This window comes from Clostridium sp. BJN0001 (assembly GCF_022869825.1).
In the GTDB taxonomy this organism is placed as follows: domain Bacteria; phylum Bacillota; class Clostridia; order Clostridiales; family Clostridiaceae; genus Clostridium.
The window spans coordinates 992111-1011222 of the sequence record NZ_CP094971.1 but is presented as its reverse complement, the minus strand read 5'-3'; the positions used below and the strand labels follow the sequence as shown (position 1 = coordinate 1011222).

Below are 19112 nucleotides of genomic sequence, written 5' to 3'. Positions count from 1 at the left end.
ATCATTCCTTTGAATTATTTTTTCTAAGCTCATCAAGATAGCTATCATCTATTTTTGCTTCTTTAAATGTAGCCATATTGTTTAATACTGCACATGCAGTTTCTATTATTGAAAAAGAAAGAGGACACCCGCTTCCTTCTCCAAGTCCCATATCAAGATTAAGTATAGGGCTTAAATTCATTTCTTCAAGTGCAACATTATATCCATATTCCTTAGACATATGAGATGTAAAAATAAAATCACGTACATTTTTATTAAGTTTATATGCTATAAGTGCTGCGACAGCTGATATAAATCCATCAATAACTACAGGAATTCTATAATACGAAGCTCCTATAAATACTCCTGCCATGCCTCCTATATCAAAACCGCCAACCTTAGATAAAATGTCTATAGGATCAGACTTATCTACATTATTTACTTTAAGTGCTTCTTTTATAACACTCTTCTTTCTTAAAAGGCTTTCATCAGTAAGTCCGCCGCCTCTTCCTATAACCTTCTCATAATCACATGAGCATAAAGAAATAAGTACAGCTGAACTTGTTGTAGTATTCCCTATTCCCATCTCTCCTGTTCCAATAATTTTATATCCTTTTTCTTTGGCAAGACGCACTTCATCAATTCCAATAAGTATTGATTTTACTGCCTCTTCATAACTCATAGCACTTCTAAGTTTTATATTATGTGTTGATTTTCTTATTTTTCTATTTGATATATTTTCATCCGATATATCTGCATTTACTCCTATATCAACAACTTTAAGTTCAGTATTATTAGCTTTTGCAATAACTCCTGCTCCAGTTATATATTTAGGAAGATTGAGAGTCTGGCTTAAAGTTACAATTTGAGGAGATGAAGATACTTTCTCTTTTATAACTCCATTATCAGAACACATTACTATAACAAGCCTTTTATCGACTTTATTATTCATCTTTCCTGTTATTCCACACATTTTAACTGCCATACTTTCAAGCTTTCCAAGACTATTTAGAGGCTTTGCAAGTGAATCCTCTCTTATTAAAGCTTTGTCTTTAGCATCCTTATATGCAGGCTTTATATTTTCTAATATATTAAATAAATCTTCTTTAGTCTTAAAAATCACTTTTTATTTTCTCCTTTAAATATTTTTCTAATTCATCATATTCATAAAAATAATTTTTATAAGTAACATATGGTCTTTCAATTATAATAAGCTTTATGTTTTTTTCTCTGCATGCCTCATATTTTTCAAGAGCACCGCCATAAATTCCGCTATCTTTAGTTATAAGCGCTTTTACATTATAAAAATCTATAAAAGCTTCTTCAAGTTTTTTTGATACAGGACCTTTCATTGCAATTATATCTTCTACATTATATCCTGCATCTCTTACTTTCTTTATAACATGTTCATTTGGAAGAACTCTTAAAATCATTCTATATTTAAAATCATCACTTTTAAATTTTTCTGCATTGTTACTTCCTGTTGTATTTAAAATATTTCCATTCATACCTTTTGAAGCTTCATAAGCCTCTATATAAGATGAAGTTCTTATTATAAAATCATCCTTTTTATCTTCTAAAACACCTTTTCTCTGATATCTTATGTATTCTATATTTAAACACTCACATACATTTTCAGCATTTTCACTTACAGATTTAGCATATGGATGAGATGCATCTATTAAAAGATTTATATTATTTTTCTTAATCCATTTTTTCATATCATCTTCATCTAGAGGGTGTGAATTTATAACTTTTACTTTATAATTTTCTATAAGAGATGAACCATATGCTGTTGCTGTACTTACCGCTATATCATCAGTATATTTATTTAAAATATCTAATATATTTTCAGCATCTTTTGTTCCTGCAATAAGACATATCATTTTATTTTACCTGCCTTTTCATACCCTCTTGGTGTTATAAAAATATTATTTTTATAGTAGCTTTCTGAATTTCCGACAATTACCATAGTCATCATATCTACAAAATCATAATCAATATCAGAAATTGTACATAATCGTATTTCCTCATTATCTCTTAATCCATTTTTTACAAGTGCTACAGGAGTTTTATCTTCTCTAAATTTTCTAACTATATCTATACATTCTTTTAAATAAGTTGATCTATTTCTGCTTTTAGGATTATAAAAAGATATTACAAAATCAGCTTCTGCTGCAAGATATACTCTCTTTTTAATTTTTTCATATGGCACCATAAGATCGCTTAAACTTATACTGCAGCTATCGTTCATAAGAGGTGCACCTACTAAAGAAGAAGCCCCAATAGATGCAGTAAGCCCTGGAATAATTTCTATTTCAGGGCTATCTTCGCCTTTCATCTCTAAAATAAGCCCAGCCATTGCATATATACCTGCATCTCCTGTACTTATCAGAGCAACATTTTTCTCTTTTGCCATTAAAAGTGCCTTTTTGCATCTTTCAGTTTCCTGTCTCATACCAGATGAAAAAATTTCTTTTCCATCTGTCAATTCTTTTATCATATCTATATACTTTGTATATCCTACAATAGCATCTGCATTTTTTATTGCATTAAACGCCCTAAGCGTCATATTTTCTATACTTCCAGGACCTATACCTACGATTTTAAGTTTTCCCACTTCTTAATTTCCTCCTATTATTCCAACAGAAAGTGTCATTCCATCTTTCTTTATTTTTTTTACTAAAATCTTATCCGAAAGAAGATAACAGCATGGCTCACACACAGAATAAACTCCTGTCTTATCAAATACAAAATCGCTCTTTTCAAAAAGAGAATCACATGTTCGTATTTTTTCTTTAGAAAAAGTAATAAACTCTGCATTAAGTTTTTTTGATAAATCAATTATTGCACGCTCATCTTTTTTTATATAAATTGATCCTATCTTTAAAACCGCTCTTAAATCTATATTATTTTTTTCTAAAATCTCCTTAACAAAAGAAAACATCTTTTTGCTGTCTGTATTTTTTCTGCATCCTATTCCTAACACAACATTTCTTTTTATAAGTTTAAGTACTTTTTTCATATCTATGTTTTTAATTTCTGGACTACACTTATTCGTTATCCATATGCTGTTTTCCTCAAGAGAATCAATTTTTTTATAGCCATTTCCTGGGAAATTAAATGAAAATTCATCAAAAAATCCAACTCTTTTTCCAGAAATGAGCATTGATGAAATATACTTAATCTTTTTTATATCATCAATTACTAAATTGTTCTCTAATGAGAATACATCAGGAGCTTTAATATTCATATTATCCGTTGCAGTTGTAATAACAGCTTCACATTTAATAGTATCTGCTATAGATGATGCTAAAAAATTTGCTCCTCCTAAGTGACCACTTACAAGGCTTATAGCATATTTTTTATTTAAATCTATAGTAACTACTGCAGGATCTTTATCCTTACTTTGTAAAAAAGGTGCTATTGCCCTAACTGCAATTCCTGTAGATGATATAAATACTATTTTATCGTATCTATTCATACACTTTTTAGATATTTCAAAAAGATTAAAAGTAGATGATTTTTTAATAAATAAATCAAAATCAAAATTTTTCTTTAAACTTAATGCTATATTCTCTCCCTTTAATGATGGACATATTACGGCCATGTCTCTATTTTTCATTTGTTTTTTCACCTAAGAAAGATTTAGCTTTTCTGTAACATGTAGAAAAAGTTTTATCATAAAGAAGACTTTTCTCATAATCACAGTCAATAAAATCTCCAACTAAAATCTGTGCGCATTTTGTAATGTTTTTCTCTCTTACCTTCTCTACTATATCATCAAGATGTCCAAGTATTATATCTTGATCATCCCATGTTGCCCTTTTTATAACAGCTACTGGAACATTACGTCCATATCCATTTCTTAGCTTTTTAACAACATCATCAATCATTGATACAGATAAAAATATTGCCATAGAGCATCCAATATGTGCTAAAGATTCAAGGTCTTCATTTTTAGGTACTTTTGTTTTCCCACCTATTCTTGTTAAAATTACAGTCTGTGAAACTGATGGAAGAGTAAATTCCTTCTTTATTGCAGCAGCTGCAGCAGTAAATGAGCTTACTCCAGGAATAACTTCATATTTTATATTTAATTTTGAAAGTTCATCCATCTGCTCTTTTATTGCACCATATATAGAAGGATCTCCTGTATGAAGTCTTACTATTATTTTATTATCAAAATCATTTTCTTTTATTACATCAATAATCTCTTCAAGAGTCATTTTAGCTGAATTAAAAACATAGGCATTCTTTTTCAAAAAAGAAAGATGCTCTTTTGATACAAGAGAACCTGCATATATTACAACATCAGCTTTTTCTAAAATTTTTCTTCCCTTTACTGTTATAAGATCAACATCTCCAGGACCTGCCCCAATAAAATAAACCATATCTATTCCTTTCTGTGCGCTATTATAAGCGACATATAATCACAATTTTTTAATATATCTTCTCTGTTTCTTAAAATTTTCTCATTGTCTCTTCCTGCTCTTGAAATGTATGTATAAGAAAAGTTTTTTCTATCAAGTATATCAAGAATCTCTTTTTCTTTTTTATATACTTTCATAATAACTACATACTTTTCATCTTTAATCTCAGATACTTTCGATGCAGGCATTATAGTTAAGATTTCATCACCAATAACTAAAATGCTATCAGAGATTGAAGCTGCTGCACAGAAAGATGGAATTCCAGGGATAGTTTTTACATTATAATTTCTATTTTTTATAAACTCAAGAAGATAAATATATGTACTATAAATATAAGGATCACCTATTGTTAAAAACGCAACATCATTTCCTTTTTTTAATTCGTTTTCTATAAGTTTATATATTTCATATACTTTTTCTTTTTTATCTGCTGTCCCCATTGGGAAATGTTTTAAATAAACTGTAGTTTTTTTATCTATATAATCTTTTGCTGTTTCGTAAGCTATACTATATCCACCATCTTCTTTAGCTGCAGGAGCTACTATAGTTTTGCATCTTTTTATGGTGTTTAAAGCCTTTATAGTCAAAAGTTCTTTATCTCCAGGACCTACTCCTATTCCAAATAATGTTCCCATACTTTCCTCCAGTTTTATTTTGTGCATTGAACTATATATATAGGATTATTCGCAATAAGCATAAGTGATTTACCTTTATTTTTACTTATGTTTACAAGAGAAATATCTGTATTATATTCAAGTCTTTTGCATACCTCAATAGCACGGCAAGCATTATCAATTCTTATAAAATTCATAACAATAGTTCCGCCTTTTTTCAAGACAGCATTAGCCTTTAAAACAATTTCCTCAAGTTTCCCATTACTGCCGCCTATAAAAATAGAATCAAATTTTATCTTATCGCTTATAAGTCTATCGAGTATAGAACATGCTTCATTTTTTATTATACGTACATTATCGCATTTAAACTTTTTTATGTTTTCTGTTGTTACATTATATGCTTCTTCATCTTTTTCAATAGCCATAATTTTACCATTTTTAGCAGCTTTTGAAGACTGTACTGTAATTGTTCCTGTTCCACTTCCAATATCAAGTACAATTGAACTGCTATCTATATTCATTTTTGCAATAGATAGAATTCTAACCTCTTCTTTTGTCATAGGACAGTTTCCCCGTATAAAATTCTCATCTTTTAGAAAATACATCTTAATGCCTCCCTATCTAACTTAACTTTTCTATAATCATGATACTCAAATTGCTGTAATCGTTATTTTTTAATTTTTCCGGAGTCCCTTCTGTTATTTTTTCATCTGTATACGAAAGGTTTTCACCAATTATTATATTACATTTAACTCTTTCTTTATATAATTTTTCACATATTTTTTTAGGATTATTAATATTATCTGTCAAATATATACTTATTTTTTGATTTTTTATTTCAGAAATAAAATCTTCATTTCTGCCATGCAAACTTGAAAGATAAGCTCCATCCCATGAAATATGAGTTTTTGATGCAAGATACTGAAATGAACTTATACCTGGAATAACTTCAAATGATATATCAAATGAAGCTTTAATATATTTTGTTATTCCAAAAAATAATGGATCACCAGATGCAATAATCGAAATATTTTTTGAAGTATCAGTTAAATACTTATTAAGTTCCTTAAAACTCTTTATGCATACTTTTTTAGTATGTATAAAATCTACTGATGAAATTCCTCTTTTAAATCCAATAATAATATCTGATTTTTCAAGTACAGATATTGCTTTATTTAGCATATATTCACGGTTTCCAGGTCCAAGACCTACTATGTATATCATAAATTTTCTCCTAAATCTTCAAATGAATTATAAAGCTTTTTCTGTTTCTTTGAACCATAATACATAATAATATTACATGAAAGTTTATTTTGAGTATAAATATTTATCTTTTCTATAATTTTTCTTCCTATATTTTTATAAAGCTCATAATATCCATCACCTAAAAGCTTTACTGCACTTTCACATGTTTTTTCATTTAAAACTTTCTTAATAAATTCAGTATCTTTCCCAAGAAGAGCGAGCTCTAACGCCAAAACTTCAAGTCTTATACCACATACTCTGCTATGAGTCATAAAGCAGCCATAAGCAATTTTGCACATCTTTCCTATATGACCTACAACTAAAACATCTGTAACTCCTGATAAAACGCATGTTTCAAGTGCAAATCCTATAAAATTTGAACAGATTACTATTTTATCCTTAGAATATCCTAAACTCTCAGCATATTTTTCTCCAAGATTTCCAAATGCAAGAATAAGTTTCTTTGTCTTTAAAGCTTTCTGTTTAATTTCAATTGCAATAGATTCTTTAAGTGCCTCAAATGACATTGGTTTTACAATTCCTGTCGTACCAAGTATAGAAATCCCGCCTTCAATTCCAAGACGGCTATTAAATGTTTTCTCTGCAATCTTTCTTCCCTCTGGCACAGAAATTGTAACTTTAACATGAGTTTTATCATCTAAAACTGATAAAACAGAATCATAAATCATTTTTCTAGGTACAGGATTTATTGCCCACTCACCTTTTTTAGCAAAAAGTCCATCAGATACAACTTTTCCTACGCCTTCTGAACCTTCAATTAAAATTTTCTCTTTAGATGTACACTTTTCTACCTCTGCAGTTATCTTTATTCCATTTGTTATATCAGGATCATCTCCAGAATCTTTTATGACAGAACATATAACTTTAGAATCTTTAATCTCTTCAATTGTTACATCCATATTTATCTTCACATTTTCAGGAGTAGTAATTGTAATATTATCTATCTTAGTATTTTTATTCATAAGAATAAAGGCTGCTGCCTTAGAAGCCCCTGAAGCACAGGAGCCTGTTGTATATCCGCATCTTAGCATTTTAAGACCACTTTTTATATACATATCAAACATTTTTATTCTCTCCTATATACCATATACATAAGCGCATTTATTATAGCAGCTGTAACTGTACTACCTCCTTTTCTGCCCTTTATTCTTATATATGGGATATTAAGTTTATCCATATCTTCCTTACTTTTAGAAGCTCCTACAAATCCAACTGGAGCTGCTATTATAAGTTTTGGTTTAACTTCATTTTTATTAATCATCTCTTTTAGCGTAAAAAGTGCTGTAGGCGCATTTCCAAATGCATATATTTGAGCATTAATTGATGATGCCTTCTTTATTGCAGCCATAGATCTTGTTATATTATTTTTCTTAGCATTAAGTTCAACATCTTTATCACGTACAAAACAAAAAGCACTACTTTCTGTAGCTGAAAGAGCCTTTTTATTTATGCCGCTTAAAATCATATGTGTATCTGTATATATTTTTGCCCCTTTTTTAAAAAGCTCTTTTGCAGTTTCAATAGCACTCGGACTTATCTCAAGGATATTCTTATAATCAAAATCAGCTGTTGTATGAATAACTCTCTTTAAAATAAGAAGTTCCTCTCCTTTAAAATGAGTTTCTCCAAGTTCACTCTCTATTATCTCAAAACTCTTTTTTTCAATTTCCATAGGATTTTTAATATACTCCATCTTTACCCTCCAAAATATATTTTATAAAAAAAGAAGTGACTCTAAAAATTTTATATTAGATAAAAAACTTATATGTGCATATCCTCCAAGAGTATTTTTCTTATGGTATCCACATTTCCATTCTTTTATAGTTCCATCGTAATCTTTTTTTTGAACCGTATAAACATTTTCCATTGAACTTTTTATTATTGATCTATGAAATTCATGTGCATTTAAAAAGAATTTTTCTTTAAAACATTTCTCATTTATAGAAACTTTGCAGTATCCAAAATTAACAAGAGATTTTGTCATAAAACACTCTCCATCAAAAAAGTTTACCATTTTATAGCCTTCAATTGACTTCATAAGATACATAAGGCCTCCGCACTCAGCATAACATCTAAGACCATTATTAAGTTTCTTATTTATATCTTCTAAAAGCGAAGTATTTTGGGATAATTCTTCTTTAAAAAGTTCAGGATAACCTCCTCCAAGATAGAGGGAATCACAATTTTCAGGTAAATGCTTACTTTCAAGTGGACTAAAAAAGACTACGTTTCCAAACTTTTCTAAAATCTTTATATTTTCTGCATAATAAAATTGAAACGCCTTATCATAAGCTACTGCTATTTTGATATCACGCTTTTTTATATTAAGCATTTTCTTTTCTCTTTTAAAACTTTTCATTGAATTTAAAATATCATCAATATCTACTGTTTCTCTAATAGATAATGATATTTTTTCTACTTTTTCATCAATATCACTAACTTCATCGCTCTGGACAAGACCAAGATACCTACTACTAAGCATAATATCTTCATCTTTTTTAATATAGCCGAATACTTTTACATTGCAGTTTTTCTCAATCGCTTCTTTTAAAATAAGATAGTATCTGTACGATACCATATTTAGTACAACTCCGCAAATATTGGCATTTTTAAAAGATATAAGTCCATTTATAAGCGCACATATTGTAAGACTCTGCCCTTTAGGAGAAAGAATAAGAATTATCGGCATATCATTAAGGATCTTAGATACTTCATAAGTAGAAGCTTTAGCAGATATCGAAATTCCATCATAAAGTCCCATAGCACCTTCAATAACACCAACATCGCCTTCACCATCTAAAAAGCTTTGAATAACTCCCTCTTTTGATGTTAAATATGAATCAAGATTTATAGACATCCTTCCTGTTACATGTTCATGAAACTTTATGTCAATGTAATCAGGTCCTGATTTATAACCCTGTACTTCTAAATTTCTGTCTTTTAATGCTTTCATAAGACCAAGCGTAAATGTAGTCTTGCCTTTACTGCTCCCATCAGATGAAATAATAATAGATTTTTTAACCATTATATCCCTACTTCTCTATTAAATAATCACTATAATCGAATTTTTTAGTTTTACCTACATTTTGATAATTTCCTTTTATAGTATCTTTTATTCTTTCTATATAAAGATTTACAAATTCATCATTTTCGCCAAGCCCAGATAAATCAACTGAAACATCAACGCCAGCATTTATAAGACGATTTTTTAATGAATCTTCGTTTAATACCATATCATTTTTTGCATGATCACCACATACTAAAAATAAAGGTATGAGTTTAGTCTTTTTTATCTTTTTATCTTTAAATAGTTTTAAAGTATCAGAAACAGAAGGATAGCCTTCAACAGTTGTTGCGTATACATTATTATATCCTTTATAAAATAGAACTGTCTGAAGCATTCCATATGCAGAATTTGATGGATGTAAAGTTCCATGACCAAATAAAATAACGCTTTCTTCTCCTTCAAATTCTTTTTTTATAGTATCTATAAAAAGAGAATAGTCAGAAGGAAGTTCATTAATACCCTGATAATATAAAATTGGACGTCCTAAAAAAAGACGTTTAAATCGATATCTATTAACATCACATACGCCTTTTATATAATCAAATTCTTCCCCTGGAATAATATGAAGGGGCTGAACAATAGCCTCTTCATATCCTCTATTTAAAAGATCCTCAATTGCTTCCTCTACAGTTAAAATATTCAGATCATATTTATTTTTTAATACCTTTATTACTTTATGTGCTGTAAATGCCATAAAAACATCATATTCTTTAAATTCTTCTTTAACTTTAGAAACAACTCTAAGAATAGAATTTTTAAGAGCATCCATATGGGTAGTACCAAACCCTGCTATAAGAATAGCTTTTTTATTATTCATAATTTGCTCCTGCCTATATATTTATTTTTAAAAATCATTCTTTCTAAATTATAATACAACATACCCTTAATTTAAACATTTTAGGTAATATGATGTTACAAATTATTCTTTTTTAATTTTTTTGTTGACAAAAAAACTAAATGGTCTTATAATAAACATTGTTATGGCCCATTGGTCAAGTGGTTAAGACGTCACCCTCTCACGGTGAAATCATGGGTTCGAGTCCCGTATGGGTCACCATTTGAGTGATACCAGTGCTTAAAGAGTTTTAAGTACTGGTATTTTTTTATGTTTTCCCGACCTAGTTTTAAATACTTATCTTGATTTTACACCATTTTTACACCATAATTTTTTATTTTCACTGTTGTGGTCAAGTGTTTTTGTAACACTTTGACCTAATTTTTTTATATCTTGCTTCAAATGGCGTTAGACCATTATTAAATGTATGTGGACGTAAGTGGTTGTACCAGACGTATGCAAAGTTATCGATATCTGAATTAAGCTCTTTATCATTATGATAATATTTTAGATTTATCAATTCATTCTTAAGAGTGTTGAAATATCGTTCCATAGGTGCATTATCATAGGGATAACCAGCCTTACTCATACTTTGCGTTATACCGTTACCTTTGCAGAAATTAACAAACTCCTTTGACGTGAATTGAGTACCTTGATCACTATGAAGTAATATATTACCATTATTAGTAATATGCTGCGCGGCGAATGCCTTTTTTACTGTTTTTATAGCCAAATCAGACGTGATTTCTTTACCATTAAGTGATGCAACAACTGAGCGGTCATGCAGATCTACGATTGAACAGTTATATCTTTTTTGACCATTAGCAAGTGTAATATATGTGAAATCAGTGCACCATTTTTCATTAATTTTTGCAGCTGCGAAATCTTGATTCAACAAATTAGGAAATTTCTTGTACGCTTTTCCATGTCTGTAAGAAGGCTTCTTTTTACGAACTATAGAATATATCTTCAAGTCAGTATTCATGTATTTATGGACAATCTGGCAGCTTAAATATATATGCTTACGTTCTAAGAATATTTTCATATTTCTATAGCCTAATACACCATTATTTTCATGATAGATTTCTTCTATTGTAGAATATATAGACTTCTTCTTATCATTATAAGCCTGTTTTCTTGCTTTTTTGTAGTTATAATATGCATTAGGATAGATACTAAATCGTCTAAGCAGCCATCGTACACCGAAGTGCTGTTTATTATCATCAATAAATCGATAAACCATCAATCGATTTCCTTTGCAAAGAATGCCGCTGCTTTTTTTAAGAAATCATTTTCCTTCTGCATTTCCTGAAGCTGTTTCTTAAGCTTCTTATTTTCAGTAAGATAATCATATTCGCTTTTTAAATCCTGGTTTGTCTGGCATTCGCTGCGGTATTGCTTAACCCAATTTGAAATACTAGCCTTTGATACTTTATATTCATCAACTAAACTTTTAATTGTTCTTCCTTCAACATGAAGAGCTACTATTTTTCTTTTTACTTCTTCCTCAAAATGTTGTACCATAATCTATTCCCCTTTTCCTAATAAAATTATAATTTATTAGGTACTCATGTTACAACTTTACTTTATCACAACACTGTAATATCCTTAACTTGTCTTAAATATTTTTTAATATTTTTGGGTTCTAAATCATGTATTAAATATCGCTGCATAAACTCATACCCCCATATCAATAAATTATTCACTTATACGAATTGATTATTTTTTTCGTTATATTCATAATCTACTTTTTTTAGCTTTTCTTTAAGATCTTCATTCTTTATTCCATAGTACGAACATAAATCCTTTAAATTAATAAACTCATCTCTTAATTTCATATTAACAAGACTTAATAACATATATGGATCCATAGATAATAATTTTTCTCTATCCATAATTTTCACCTACCTTCCTTATCTAAATAATTAATTTTTCTCTTTCATCATCATTTTGTCTATCTTCTTTTGTACATTTCTTATTTAAACTCCTATATACTTCTGTTATTCCAAATAAAAAGCAAAGTATACCAATTACTACTGATTCCATACTTCTAAAAGCGCTTTTATCAATAGATGGTATACTCATTGCAAAAAAAGTTACTACAGCTAATATTAAAAATACTATTCCGCTAAAAAATTTCTTCTTATTATATATCTTTTTCATTTTCTAAATTCTCCTTTAAACAATATAAATTTTCAATACTTGTATTAAAAACACAAGCTATTTTATATGCAAGCATAATTGATGGATTATATTGACCTTTTTCAAGCGAAATAATTGTTCTTGAAGAAACAAAAACTAAATCTGCAAGCTGCTGTTGTGTCATATTTGCTTTCTTTCTTAATTCTTTCACTCTATTTTTCAAATAAACACCTCCAAAATAATATGAAGTTAGCTTCATGTGAAACTAACTTCATATTACATCCATATAATCATTATGTCAACAAATATCAGTAATTTTTTCTTTAAGTTTATTTATTTCAATCTGTTCTTCTTTGCTAAGGCTCAACATATAGTCATTAAATAATGTCTTTAGCTCTTTTTCACTATAATTTTCTTCCATATACTTTGATAAGAGTACTATTTCCATTTTTGATAAACTTTTAAAATAAATATTATATTCTTCGTTAAATAAGCAATCTGCATTTAACATATCAAATAAATCTTCTAAACTTTTAATATTATCTTTTATCAATTTAATTTTATCTTCTGCACAAGAACACCCTCTAATTTCCTCACTCAACTTTTTAAATTGTGAATTTGACATTTTTCTGCTATCAACATATTTAACACTCTCATTATTATCACTATCAAAAGATATAAACACTTTATCTAACTTGTCTATCTTTACCCTTTCATTTATAAGTAAAGCCAAAGGCGATAAAGCTTTTTTAATATAACCTTTTAAATCTTCATTTTTAATTTCTAAACTTTCACAGCATATTTTTGCATCTATTACCAATTCTTCTTCTAATTCTTCTAAAGATAATTTCTCTAATTTATTTTTTATATAAAGCCTGTCTAATTTATTAATATTAAGACTCTTTAAATCCTTCTGACATATTATCCTTCCTATTGAATTAATAAGAACAATTTCAAATATATTTATAAGAAGTTCTTCGCATTTTTTATCATAACCATATAATAATTTATTAATTTCACTAATATTAAATTTATTACAATACTCATTTTCCAAATTTAAACTGTATAAATTATTGAACGTCAAATTATTTGATGCTAATATCATAACTTTATTTGATGCTAAAAATGAATATATTCTTCAAAATCTTCAATGAAAATGAGGCTACTTCGTTACGGTTTATGATGATAAATATTCTGAATATTACAAAAAAATCCACAAATACCTTATTGATATTTGCAGATTTTACTTTTATCCAAGTTCAGTTTCATTAACAGCAAGCATTATTATGTCACTATCAATTGTATTCATATTTTTTGTATTGCCTATCATAAGGCTAGAATCACAGATTTTATTAACAATTCTAGGAACTCCGTTCGAACAATGTCGTCAACTTAAGAGAAAATGATAATTTAATAAAAAAAACACTTGACAATAGTGGAAAATTTTGCAGCCTCGCTATAGAGAAATAAATTTATAGCGAGGTTTTACATTATGAAAAATACTAGATTATTATCTTTAATTTTAAAAGAAACAAACGATTTAATTACTTCAAGTGAGTACAAAGAAGCATACAGCTTAGGTAACTCATTCTCAAGGAATAGAAAACTATCCTTTTCAAATACGGTTCATTTTATTTGCTCCGCATTGCGAAAATCCATCTCTTCTGAAATTGATAATTTTATTGAAGATCATAAATGTTTAAAATTTCCGTCAATAACAAAACAAGCATTTTCTAAGGCAAGACAAAATATATCACCAGAAGCCTTTAATGAATTATGCAGACTTTTTGTTGATAAATTTTATAGTATAAATAAAAATTTAAACACTTGGAATGGTTTTAATATTCTAGCTGTAGATGGAACTAGTCTACAAGTGCCAGATACAAAAGAATGTGGTGAATATTTTGGATTAAGCAGTAATCAAAATAAGACAAGAACTGCTATTGCGACGGCGTCAGCCTTATATGATGTATTAAATGACATTATTGTAGATGCTAGAATTACTAAATATAAGACAAGTGAAAGACATATTGCAAAACAACATATAGAGTCAATAGGAGATAAATTCTGTCCTCGAAAAAGCATTGTTATTTTTGATAGAGGCTATCCTTCATATGATATGTTTGATTATTTAAATTCCAAGGAATTACTATTTTTAATGCGAGTATCAACATCTTTTAAACTTGCACAATCAATAGATTCCCCTGACTTTATTTTAAAATATAAAGTTAAAGGTGAAATAAAAAAAATAAGAGTAGTAAAAGTTAAGCTGTCAGATGAGGTGACAGAAACTTTAGTGACTAACATCTATGATGATACTATTACGCCTTTAAAATTCAAAGAACTCTATTTCTTAAGATGGGGCGTTGAATCTAAATATAAAGAATTAAAATGCAGTCTTAAAATCGAAGAATTTTCAGGTACTAAGCCAATTGCCATAAAGCAAGATTTTTACGTTTCTATTTATTTATCGATGATTGCAGCTCTTATAAAAAAAGATGCCGATGCTGCGATATCAAATGATAATAAGGATAAAGATTTAAATTCAATATATCAATCAAATAGGAATTTTATTTTGGGACAGGTATTCAAACGAATTATAGCTTTATTAGTTAAATCTAGATTAAGAAATAAGCTGTTAGAATTAATACTTGAAAAAGCTATAAAAATACGCTCACAAATACGTTGCAACCGATCTTGTGAGCGCAAAAACAAACATCCAAGAAAAAAGCACCATCATAATATTAAATCCTGTTTTTAATATTAAATATAAATAAATACATATTTAAAATTCACTTTATCCAGTGGATTTATTTAGTGTACCATTTTTTAAGATAAATTAAAATAGACATCAAAAATGATTTCTTTCAATTTATTTTTGCATAGCTTAATCTACTAAGTTGACGACATTGTCCGTTCGAAGCGTTAGCAATTGCTTCAAGAGCGGTATCATCAAAAATATCAGTATTACATTTAGCACCAGTAAGCTTTGCTAATATATAGTCTTTAGTTTCTGATTTTGTGAGATTATCTAAATTATAATTCATTGTTATACGTTGTCTTAAAGGCTCATTAGCAACTAGCCTCATGGTATTATTTAACTGAGGAAGCCCCACAAGAAGTACTATTGCACGATCTCTTGAATCCATGTCAAAATTAAAAAGCATTTTTAAATCATTAAGTATTCCATTACTTACATAATTAGCTTCATCAATAATTATTACAGGAGTTATACGTTTTTCAACTGAATATCTAGTTATTTCATTTTGGATAATTTTGAAATTATCAATTTTTCTGCACATTGGCTCTAGTCCAAGCTGGGCAGCCATATTTTTATAAAATTCTGCAACAGTAAGTGTAGAAAGGGAACTATAAATAACTTTATAAAGTGATGAATTAAGGCTATTAGACCAGTTTCTTATTATTGTAGTTTTACCTCGCCCTGGACCTCCGGTCAGGATTCCGAAACCTTTATTATTAAGTAAATAATTAAGTCTACAAATAACTTCTTTATAGTCAGAAGTTTCTACTACTATTTCCTTAGAATTTTTTATAAACGGATTAAAATCCATTCCATATCTACTTATATAATCCATTATTCTTGACCTCCAGTAAGTTTTATTTTTTCCCTTTTTATAACAGAATTATCATGCTTATTTAAAAGCTTTATTTCTGTAAGTTCAGAAGTGTTTTTATCAACTACATAAATTTTGCTTAAATCAGGTGAATATCTTAGGGTTATTCTTTGTTTTGAGTATCTATAATCAACTTCATATTCTGTTTCATCTATCATAACTACGTTATCGGCTGATACTCTTCTTTCATATTCAAGTAAAAAGGAAGTTTCAATTTGTTCATCTGTAAGCCTTTTAATCATGTGAGATTCCTTGAAAAACCTGTCCTGTGGAGATAGTCCATCTAGAGAAGAATGTATATGCTGATTATAGCTATTAACATATGAAATAAGGCTTATCCTAAGTTCATCTAAATTATTAAAATCATTCATATTAAGCTGGGACATCCATTGATCTTTTAATGTACGAAACCACCTTTCAATTTTAGCTTTTGATTGTGGGGTATAGGGTGCACAATAACTAATAGTTGTACCTATTCTAGCTGCTAAAAGTTCCATTTGCTTGTTCTTATATGAAGCACCATTATCAAAGTTTAAGATTTTAGGTTTCCCGAATCGTGTAACAGCAGATTTTAAAACAGACATAAGATTTACAAAATTATCATTAAAAAATACATCTATTCCTGTTATGTATCTTGAAGCATCATCAATAAGTGCTATTATGTAAACGCGTTTCTTTTTACCATCTACCTTCAAATAAGGTCCAACGCTGCTGTCACCACACCATACTTCATTTATATGAGCACGCTCATATCTTTTCATATCTTTATTTTTAGAATATTTATTCTCAAGCTTAAGAACATTAACATACCTATTAATTGTTGAAAGTGAAATATCTCCTTTAACAATAGTTCCATTGTTAATAAGCTTTTGATAGATAAGTGTTGCTGGGATTCTTGGATATTCTTGTTTTAAATATTTAATCTGTTCTGTAATATCAGAATCTAATTTACGTGTTCTTCCAGTGTCGCATCGTTTTACAGGTATGAGTGCCTCAAAGCCCTTATTCTTGTAATTGTAATACCAACGTTCAAGAGTAGCAGCAGCTACCTTAGTATCTTCACCATCTGGAGTCTGATATACTTTGCCTGCGGCATCTCGGAAAAATTGTTTAACACTTTTATTTTCATCATAAGTACCACTTATCAGAGGAGCCAAGATTCCGTACCTGAAAAGTGCTATTTCTTTTCTAGTTTTTTCGTCCATATTTTGAAAAAGCCTCCTTTGTTTTATTACAATATAAGCTTATATCTACATAAATTAACAGTAAAACTAAGTTATGTGGTTTTACGAAAATAAAATATTATTGATGCATTTAATTTGCATAAATTGTCTTTTAAAGTTTTTTAAACATTGCTTTGAAATACTTAAATCTAATGAAATTTTAAATGAAGTAATACGTTCCTTCCAATGCTCTAGATATTGTTTTATTATATAAAAAATATTGCTTTCATCGATAAATTCATTAGCTATCATAATGGGTTCAAAAGAAGCTTTGGAATTATAAGCATTAATAATTGAAATATGATCACATAAAAGAATTTGAGAATAAGGTACAATACACTCTGGAAATATAGCATGAGTTTTATTGCAACATGTACACTTTGCTCTAAGAATTGTTATAGATATCTTGCCATCACTGTTTTTAACAGTTCTCTTGTAATAACCATGCTTTACAAGCTGCCCGGACCTTCCGCAGGAACAAGTAAGTTTGTGAAAATCTATGTCTTTAATAAATTTATCATAGGATTTTTGCGTTAATGACTTGATTTTTGAATCTAAATTAGATATGATTTTTGTATCATAAATATTAGTTATCATAGAATTTATGGTTAGCAGAGCAACAAAACTTTGGTCGGTGGTGTTGCTCTGCTTTTTTCCTTTCTAAGAATAATATAAAATAATAATATACTAAAAAAGGCAAGCATTAAATACTTTGACTAAAATTTAGTCATGCAAATAATGCTTGCTCTTTATTTATTTTGAAGATATTTAAATTTTTTAACATCATATAAAATGCTATTCTATAATAAATAGTTATACATATATTCAATGCCTATAAATTTCATACTATCAAAATAAAGCTGATAATCTATTGAACATGGGTTTTCATGAGCTGCAAAAAAATAATCATATTTCTCAAAAAATGGAGAAAGTCCATAATCTATAGTATCATTATAAGAATAATTATTAACACTTAGTTTATTTTTTTTAATACTGCTATATAAATTCATGCATTCTAATTCTTTATTTTTAATAAGTTCATATCCATTTTGCAACATATTTTCTAAAGTATTATTCTTAACTTCATCTGCTACTAACTCTAAAGTGTCAAAAGTTTTTAAATAAATACCTATTGTATAATCAATAGAGTGTAACATATCTTCAGCTTTTTCTACCATAATCGAACTGCTTTCATCTTTTGTGTAATATGTTAATTTCTTTTTTAAAAGTTCTATCCTCTCATAAGATATTTTATTTAAAATACTATCATCCAAAAGTCCATCACTGTAACCGCTTAATAATACATATTTAAAAAAATTTTTATATATTAATTTGTTGTCTATATGACAATTATATTTTTCAATATTTCTTTTCACTATCTACCAGTCCTTTTCCTTCAATATTTGTATAGTCTTTAAAACCATTTCTTATATTTTCAGCTATTTTATATAATGCCTTTCCTTCCAAAAGTTCTAGTGAGCCCTGGCAGTAGTTATCAACTTTATCTTTCATAATTTCTATCAGCTCATCATCAGTTATATAATCTAATGTTTCATTCTTATAATTATAAAAGATCTCTACAAATTCATTTATTGTATCGCTGTAATTATCTTGAGATATATACGGTGAATCACAAAATTCTTTAATTATTTTACTTATTATTTGACCATTAAATTCTATTCTCCCACTTTTTTGAAGTGACTCATTTCTTGTTTTAATAATTTCTTTAACATCTTTTTCGCAAAGACTTAATCTATACTCTTTAGTAAATTCATTACACTTAATAATGTCCTCAAATGTCTGTTTACCCAGTAGATTTTTTTCAAATAATTCAATAGAATTTTTCATTTTTCAAAACTTCCTTTCAAAAAGTATTGACTTTATTTTAAAAATGTGATATAGTAAAAGTAGTATATAT

At 28.3% G+C, this 19112-nt stretch carries 22 protein-coding genes, 1 tRNA gene and 1 pseudogene; 2 read left to right on the top strand and 22 right to left on the bottom strand.

Annotated elements, in window-relative coordinates; genetic code table 11:
* Position 1 precedes the first annotated feature (1 nt).
* The 12 genes from cobT to MTX53_RS04715 are packed head-to-tail and all read right to left on the bottom strand — an operon-like array spanning position 2 to position 10176.
* Complete coding sequence (gene cobT, locus MTX53_RS04770; RefSeq protein WP_244835457.1) at positions 2-1057, bottom strand: nicotinate-nucleotide--dimethylbenzimidazole phosphoribosyltransferase; 1056 nt, start codon at positions 1055-1057, stop codon at positions 2-4.
* Positions 1058-1091: 34 nt separating this feature from the next.
* Positions 1092-1865: a cobalt-precorrin-6A reductase gene (locus MTX53_RS04765; RefSeq protein ID WP_244835095.1), complete on the bottom strand. Its 774-nt coding sequence runs from the start codon at positions 1863-1865 to the stop codon at positions 1092-1094.
* Positions 1862-2599, bottom strand: a complete 738-nt coding sequence (cobJ, locus tag MTX53_RS04760) for a precorrin-3B C(17)-methyltransferase (RefSeq protein WP_244835093.1) — start codon at positions 2597-2599, stop codon at positions 1862-1864. The genes MTX53_RS04765 and cobJ overlap by 4 nt, the downstream gene beginning before the upstream one ends.
* A 3-nt stretch (positions 2600-2602) precedes the next feature.
* Entirely contained in the window at positions 2603-3604 is a 1002-nt protein-coding gene (gene cbiG / locus MTX53_RS04755; RefSeq protein WP_244835092.1) for a cobalt-precorrin 5A hydrolase, read from the bottom strand.
* Positions 3594-4373 (bottom strand): precorrin-4 C(11)-methyltransferase, encoded by a 780-nt coding sequence (cobM, locus tag MTX53_RS04750; RefSeq protein ID WP_244835091.1) that lies wholly within the window; start codon positions 4371-4373, stop codon positions 3594-3596. Before cobM ends, cbiG begins: the two co-directional genes overlap by 11 nt.
* A gap of 2 nt (positions 4374-4375) precedes the next feature.
* Positions 4376-5047: a cobalt-factor II C(20)-methyltransferase gene (locus MTX53_RS04745; protein ID WP_244835090.1), complete on the bottom strand. Its 672-nt coding sequence runs from the start codon at positions 5045-5047 to the stop codon at positions 4376-4378.
* Positions 5048-5061: 14 nt separating this feature from the next.
* On the bottom strand, positions 5062-5631 hold the full coding sequence (cbiT, locus tag MTX53_RS04740; protein WP_244835089.1) for a precorrin-6Y C5,15-methyltransferase (decarboxylating) subunit CbiT: 570 nt from the start codon (positions 5629-5631) through the stop codon (positions 5062-5064).
* Between the two features lie 16 nt (positions 5632-5647).
* Positions 5648-6250, bottom strand: coding sequence for a precorrin-6y C5,15-methyltransferase (decarboxylating) subunit CbiE (gene cbiE, locus MTX53_RS04735; protein WP_244835088.1), 603 nt, complete (start codon positions 6248-6250; stop codon positions 5648-5650).
* The gene (gene cbiD, locus MTX53_RS04730; RefSeq protein ID WP_244835087.1) at positions 6247-7356 is read right to left on the bottom strand and encodes a cobalt-precorrin-5B (C(1))-methyltransferase CbiD; all 1110 of its coding nucleotides are present in this window, start codon (positions 7354-7356) and stop codon (positions 6247-6249) included. Before cbiD ends, cbiE begins: the two co-directional genes overlap by 4 nt.
* A gap of 2 nt (positions 7357-7358) precedes the next feature.
* Positions 7359-7985 carry a precorrin-8X methylmutase gene (locus MTX53_RS04725; RefSeq protein WP_244835085.1) on the bottom strand — a complete coding sequence of 209 codons (627 nt, stop codon included), beginning with the start codon at positions 7983-7985 and terminating at the stop codon, positions 7359-7361.
* A gap of 21 nt (positions 7986-8006) precedes the next feature.
* Positions 8007-9317, bottom strand: coding sequence for a cobyrinate a,c-diamide synthase (locus MTX53_RS04720; protein WP_244835083.1), 1311 nt, complete (start codon positions 9315-9317; stop codon positions 8007-8009).
* Positions 9318-9324: 7 nt separating this feature from the next.
* The gene (locus MTX53_RS04715; RefSeq protein WP_244835081.1) at positions 9325-10176 is read right to left on the bottom strand and encodes a sirohydrochlorin cobaltochelatase; all 852 of its coding nucleotides are present in this window, start codon (positions 10174-10176) and stop codon (positions 9325-9327) included.
* 165 nt (positions 10177-10341) lie between these two features.
* Between MTX53_RS04715 and MTX53_RS04710 the strand changes: the two genes are divergently transcribed.
* Positions 10342-10416 (top strand) — tRNA-Glu (locus MTX53_RS04710).
* A 130-nt stretch (positions 10417-10546) separates the two neighbouring features.
* Here MTX53_RS04710 and MTX53_RS04705 read toward each other — a convergent pair.
* From MTX53_RS04705 to MTX53_RS04685, 5 genes and pseudogenes are all read right to left on the bottom strand, one after another.
* Positions 10547-11718 (bottom strand): IS3 family transposase gene (locus tag MTX53_RS04705; RefSeq protein WP_244835078.1). Its coding sequence is split into 2 segments (ribosomal slippage): positions 10547-11478 and positions 11478-11718, totalling 1173 coding nucleotides; the frame shifts between segments, so codons are not numbered across the junction.
* A gap of 182 nt (positions 11719-11900) precedes the next feature.
* On the bottom strand, positions 11901-12089 hold the full coding sequence (locus MTX53_RS04700) for a DUF4250 domain-containing protein (RefSeq protein WP_244835077.1): 189 nt from the start codon (positions 12087-12089) through the stop codon (positions 11901-11903).
* A 22-nt stretch (positions 12090-12111) separates the two neighbouring features.
* Positions 12112-12357, bottom strand: coding sequence for a hypothetical protein (locus MTX53_RS04695; protein ID WP_244835075.1), 246 nt, complete (start codon positions 12355-12357; stop codon positions 12112-12114).
* The gene (locus MTX53_RS04690) at positions 12341-12559 is read right to left on the bottom strand and encodes a helix-turn-helix transcriptional regulator (RefSeq protein ID WP_244835072.1); all 219 of its coding nucleotides are present in this window, start codon (positions 12557-12559) and stop codon (positions 12341-12343) included. The genes MTX53_RS04695 and MTX53_RS04690 overlap by 17 nt, the downstream gene beginning before the upstream one ends.
* 75 nt (positions 12560-12634) lie before the next feature.
* Positions 12635-13414 (bottom strand): annotated as a pseudogene (locus tag MTX53_RS04685) (DUF6179 domain-containing protein); the annotation flags it as partial.
* Between the two features lie 414 nt (positions 13415-13828).
* Here MTX53_RS04685 and MTX53_RS04680 point away from each other — a divergent pair.
* Positions 13829-15097: an IS4 family transposase gene (locus MTX53_RS04680; RefSeq protein ID WP_244835070.1), complete on the top strand. Its 1269-nt coding sequence runs from the start codon at positions 13829-13831 to the stop codon at positions 15095-15097.
* A 106-nt stretch (positions 15098-15203) separates the two neighbouring features.
* Here the strand turns inward: MTX53_RS04680 and MTX53_RS04675 are convergent, their stop codons facing one another.
* From MTX53_RS04675 to MTX53_RS04655, 5 genes are all read right to left on the bottom strand, one after another.
* Entirely contained in the window at positions 15204-15932 is a 729-nt protein-coding gene (locus tag MTX53_RS04675) for an AAA family ATPase (RefSeq protein WP_244835068.1), read from the bottom strand.
* Positions 15932-17176 carry a DDE-type integrase/transposase/recombinase gene (locus MTX53_RS04670; protein ID WP_244833926.1) on the bottom strand — a complete coding sequence of 415 codons (1245 nt, stop codon included), beginning with the start codon at positions 17174-17176 and terminating at the stop codon, positions 15932-15934. The genes MTX53_RS04675 and MTX53_RS04670 overlap by 1 nt, the downstream gene beginning before the upstream one ends.
* Positions 17177-17257: 81 nt before the next feature.
* Positions 17258-17791 carry a DUF6431 domain-containing protein gene (locus MTX53_RS04665; RefSeq protein ID WP_244833335.1) on the bottom strand — a complete coding sequence of 178 codons (534 nt, stop codon included), beginning with the start codon at positions 17789-17791 and terminating at the stop codon, positions 17258-17260.
* 203 nt (positions 17792-17994) lie between these two features.
* On the bottom strand, positions 17995-18570 hold the full coding sequence (locus MTX53_RS04660; RefSeq protein ID WP_244835066.1) for a DUF6179 domain-containing protein: 576 nt from the start codon (positions 18568-18570) through the stop codon (positions 17995-17997).
* A complete protein-coding gene (locus MTX53_RS04655; protein WP_244835064.1) occupies positions 18554-19042 on the bottom strand; it encodes a DUF6323 family protein in 489 nt (162 codons plus the stop codon). The genes MTX53_RS04660 and MTX53_RS04655 overlap by 17 nt, the downstream gene beginning before the upstream one ends.
* Positions 19043-19112 lie beyond the last annotated feature (70 nt).